This window comes from Candidatus Thermoplasmatota archaeon (assembly GCA_034660695.1).
GTDB lineage: Archaea > Thermoplasmatota > E2 > UBA202 > DSCA01 > JAYEJS01.
Genome location: JAYEJS010000125.1, coordinates 1 through 4942 on the forward strand (window position 1 = coordinate 1; position 4942 = coordinate 4942).

Below are 4942 nucleotides of genomic sequence, written 5' to 3' on the forward strand. Positions count from 1 at the left end.
AGAAGGTAAATAAAAAAGTGGGAAGGCGTATTCAAAATTTTGTTGAATCCTGCAGATCATTTCTCAAATCATTTTTCCGGTCTGCTTATGGCTTTTTTCATTTTTTGACTACTTTTTCAAAGCATTCAATACTGAAAAAAACCTCAATGCTTGTATGCAAAACAAGGGTTTAAGTTGAAAGTTTCTATTTTTATGCTTCTCTATAACTTTGCAACGCTGACTATTTTGTCCCCTTTATTCAAGTTCATCAACCTTACACCCATCGTATTTCTACCCTGCCTTCTGATGTCCTTCACGGGGATGCGCACCATCATTCCCTGCCTGCTTGAAAGAACTATTTCATCATCATCGCGGACTTCCATTATAGAAACAACCTTCCCATTCCTTTCATTCGTAATTATTGTTCTTACGCCTCTTGCTCCTCTCTTCGTAAGCCTGTATGAATCCAGCGGAGTTCTCTTTCCATATCCATTTTCTGTTACAGTGAGAATGTCGTTGCCCTGTGCAACTTCCATATCCACCACCCTATCGCCACCTCTCAACCTCATGCCTATGACACCCACCGCAACCCTTCCCATGGAGCGCACATCCTTATCATCAAAAACACATGCACTACCATTTGCCGAGGAAATGATTACCTTTCCTTCATACAAAAGTTTGACTTTAATAAGCTCGTCCCCCTCCTTCAGGTTTATCGCCCTTATACCACTGAAACGTATATTTTTGTATAAAGCAAGTGATGTTTTCTTAATCAGCCCTTTTCTTGTGGAAAAGACAAGCGTGCCCTTGGAAAAATCTTTTACTGAAAGTATTGCCCTGATATCTCCCTCTATCGGAACGATGTTTACAATGGCCCTTCCCATGGAATGCCTGCTTCCCTGGGGAATACGGTATCCTTTCACCGCATAAACCTTTCCATCTCCGGAAAAGATGAGTATATAATCATGTGTAGAAGATGCCAACACATAGCTTATCGTATCGTTTTCCTTCATCTTCATGCCAACAAGTCCTTTGCCCCCTCTCCTTTGAGCCCTGTACTCGTCCAGCGACAAACGTTTGACGTATCCCTGGCTGGTCACTAGAATGACTACTTCCTCTTCAGGTATCAAATCTTCTATATCCATTTCGATTTCGGCGTCGACTATTTCCGTTCTTCTCTCATCCCCGTAAACCCTTTTCAATTCAAGCAACTCCTCTTTTATTATGCTGTCTATCTCCCCTGGCTTTGATAATATCCTGTCAAGCCTTTCAATTTCCTGTTCTTTCTCTTTTCTTTCTTTCTGAAGACTTTCCACTTCCATTGATGTAAGCGACTGAAGACGCATGGAAAGAATTTCTTTTACCTGAACTTCGGAGAATGAAAATTTTTGCATTAAATTTACGGCCGCTTGTTTGGCATCAGATGACTTCCTTATTGTGCTTATTACATTATCTATGGCATTCAACGCCGTTATCAACCCGTCGATAATGTGCTTTCTTTCCCTGGCTTTTCTCAAGTCATATGTGCTCCTCTTTTTTATTATATCCCTTCTATGCCGGATATATTCAAAAAGCAGATCTTTGAGCGTTAATAAACGTGGCTGCCCGTCAACAAGAGCTATATTCGAAATGCCGAAGGTGCTTTCAAGTTCTGTATGTTTGAAAAGCTGATTTCTCACGACTTCTGGAACAGCATCTTTTTTGAGTTTAACCACGATGCGTATACCCTTCCTATCAGATTCATCCCTGAGGTCTGCTATTCCGTGTATTACGCCTTTCCTCACAAGTTCCGCTATCCTTTTCAGGAGAGAAGATTTGTTGGTCTGATAAGGAATCTCGGTTACCATCAGGTTTTCGCCCTCAAAATGAGTTTTTGCCCTGACTTTCAATATTCCCTTTCCAGTAGAATACGCATCAAATATTCCTCTCCTGCCGTATATTATTCCCCCGGTAGGAAAGTCAGGCCCTTTGATGTAGTTTATTAAATCCTTTACTTTCATCTCGGGATTGTCTGTAAACGCAACAATTGCATCAACAATTTCCACGAGGTTATGGGGCGGCATATTCGTCGCCATGCCCACTGCTATGCCGGATGAACCATTCACTAGTAAATTTGGTATCACCGCCGGTAAGATAACTGGTTCCTTCAGCGTCCCATCAAAATTGTCCCTCCAGCCAACGGTCTCTTTTTCTATATCTCTGAGCATTTCAGTACTTATTTTGCTGGTCCTTATCTCAGTGTAACGCATCGCTGCCGGTGAATCACCATCTATTGAGCCGAAATTTCCCTGACCATCTATAAGACAATATCGCAAAGAAAAGGGCTGAGCCATTCTAACCATGGCATCGTATATGGCAGCATCCCCATGAGGATGATATTTACCAAGCACTTCTCCGACTGCCCTTGCTGACTTCCTATGAGGTTTGTTGTACTTCAGCCCCATATCATTTAATGCATATAAGATTCTTCGATGAACCGGCTTGAGCCCGTCCCTAACATCCGGCAAAGCCCGCCCAACGATAACACTCATTGAATAGTCCATATAGGATGTTTTCATTTCCTTCTCTATGGGCAAATGCAAAATTTTCGTTTCTTCAGATGTCAAGGTTCATCACCTCCTTCGCGTGTGTTCTTATGAAGTCCCTCCTCGGTTCAACGTCTTCTCCCATCAAAATTGTAAAAAGTTCGTCTGCCATTATGGCATCATCTACCGTAACCCTTTTCAGTATCCTCTTTTCGGGATTCATGGTTGTTTCCCAAAGCTGTTCTGGATTCATTTCTCCGAGACCCTTATATCGCTGAATGGAAGAATTTTCTGTTGCAAGTTTCTCCCTTTCCTCATCGGAATAGGCATATACTACGCTCTTTCCCTTCTTTATACGGTATAGAGGAGGCTGTGCAACGTAAACGAATCCAGCATCTATAAGGGGGCGCATGTATCTGAAAAAAAACGTCAGCATGAGTGTTCGTATGTGAGCCCCGTCCACATCAGCATCTGTCATTATCACGATTTTGTGATAATTCGCCTTGCTTATATCAAATTCATCCCCCACGCCTGTGCCAATGGTGGAAATAATCGCCTTTATCTCGTTATTTTCCAGCACCTTGTCAAACCGTGCTTTCTCAACATTGAGTATTTTCCCTTTCAGCGGCAGGATAGCCTGAAATTCCCTTGCCCTTCCCTGCTTTGCAGAGCCACCTGCGGAGTCACCCTCAACAAGAAAGAGTTCACATTCGGCCGGATTGGTGGAGGAACAGTCGGCGAGTTTACCCGGCAGCGACGATGATTCAAGGTAACTTTTTTTCCTTGTCAATTCCCTGGCCTTTCTCGCCGCCTCACGAGCCCTCGATGCCTCCAGCGCTTTTTCTATTACTATTTTTGCAATGGAAGGGTTTTCTTCCAGAAACATCGAGAGTTTTTCATTTACAATCGCTTCAACTATCCCCTTTATTTCGGAATTCCCCAGCCTTGTTTTGGTCTGCCCCTCGAACTGTGGGTCGGGCACCTTGCACGATATTATCGCGGTGATGCTCTCCCTCACATCTTCCCCGCTCAAGCTGTGAGTATTGTTATCTTTGAAAATATTTCTCCTCGCATAATCATTTAATGTTCTCGTTAGAGCCGATTTGAGGCCCGAAAGATGTGTACCGCCTTCGTGGGTGTTGATATTATTGACAAAGGAAAAGACTTTCTCGGTATAACTTTCCGTGTACTGTATCGCCACTTCGACGGCAACGTTCTCTTTCTCTCCTTCTATATATATAACCTCCTCGTGAAGGGGTTTTTTATTTCTGTTTATGTGACGCACGAGTTCTGCGATTCCACCGCTATATTGAAAAATATCCTTTTCATCGCTTTTCTCATCAAAAAACTCTATCTTCAGATTTTTATTCAAAAATGCTATTTCCTGAAGTCTTTTTTTCAGATCGGCACTGTCCACTTCCATTCCTTTGAATATCTGACGATCTGGTAGAAAAGTCACTTTAGTTCCAGTTGTTTCTGCCGTGCCAATTTCTTTGAGGGGAGTTACGGGGTTTCCTCTTTCATACTTCTGAAAATGCCTCTTTCCATTTCTTCTTATTTCGACTTCAAACCGTTCCGAAAGAGCATTTACAACGGACACACCCACCCCATGCAATCCACCCGATACTTTATATGCGCTCTTATCGAACTTACCGCCTGCATGAAGTTTAGTCATCACCACCTCAACACCCGGCCTTCCGTATTCCTTGTGAATTTCTACGGGTATGCCCCTGCCGTTATCATCCACGGTAACGCTTCCATCCCGGTTTATGGTGACCGCTATCCTGGTACAATACCCAGAGAGTGATTCATCAACAGAATTGTCTATGACTTCTTCTACCATATGATGGAGTCCCCTCTCATCTGTAGAGCCTATATACATGGCGGGCCTTATTCTCACTCCCTCCAGGCCCTCCAGTACTTTGATTTTGTCTATTCCATAATCGTCAGTCATCTACCCTCCAGAACAGTAACGGCAATTATATAACTTGTTTATTTATATTATACATGGACTGACTCATTTACTGAACAGTCCGCCTTTCTCTTCAACATGTTCCATTTTCTTCCAGCAATCCTCACAATAAAGTTTGCTGCAGAGAGGACATTCATATACCATGCCCTTATATGAAGGATCGAGCATGTTGCACCCACACGAACTGCACGACGCTTCTTCCTTGTATTTCTCCCTGCAAAGGCCGCAGACCTGAATATCTGGAGTGAGAATGTTCCTTATTTTCTCTTTTTTGATATCCTCTTCCTGCATTTTTATCACTCAATTTGTAAAAGCACAGCACATATAAACGTTTTCTTTTGAAAGACTATGTGTAAAAAGTATGAATGCTTTCTACTCAGGCTCTAAACCAAGCCTTCGACAGTCTTCCTTGGTCAAAATAACCTTCATCACATAGACCTTTGCTTTAAATTTTTCGAGAAGATCT

At 42.6% G+C, this 4942-nt stretch carries 3 protein-coding genes; all 3 read right to left on the reverse strand.

The features are described 5' to 3' along the window. Window positions 1–200 precede the first annotated feature (200 nt). Window positions 201–2585, reverse strand: a complete 2385-nt coding sequence (gene gyrA / locus U9O96_06390; GenBank protein ID MEA2054719.1) for a DNA gyrase subunit A — start codon at window positions 2583–2585, stop codon at window positions 201–203. Next, the gene (gyrB, locus tag U9O96_06395; GenBank protein MEA2054720.1) at window positions 2575–4458 is read right to left on the reverse strand and encodes a DNA topoisomerase (ATP-hydrolyzing) subunit B; all 1884 of its coding nucleotides are present in this window, start codon (window positions 4456–4458) and stop codon (window positions 2575–2577) included. The genes gyrA and gyrB overlap by 11 nt, the downstream gene beginning before the upstream one ends. Window positions 4459–4521: 63 nt before the next feature. Further along, window positions 4522–4776, reverse strand: coding sequence for a hypothetical protein (locus tag U9O96_06400; GenBank protein ID MEA2054721.1), 255 nt, complete (start codon window positions 4774–4776; stop codon window positions 4522–4524). Window positions 4777–4942 lie beyond the last annotated feature (166 nt).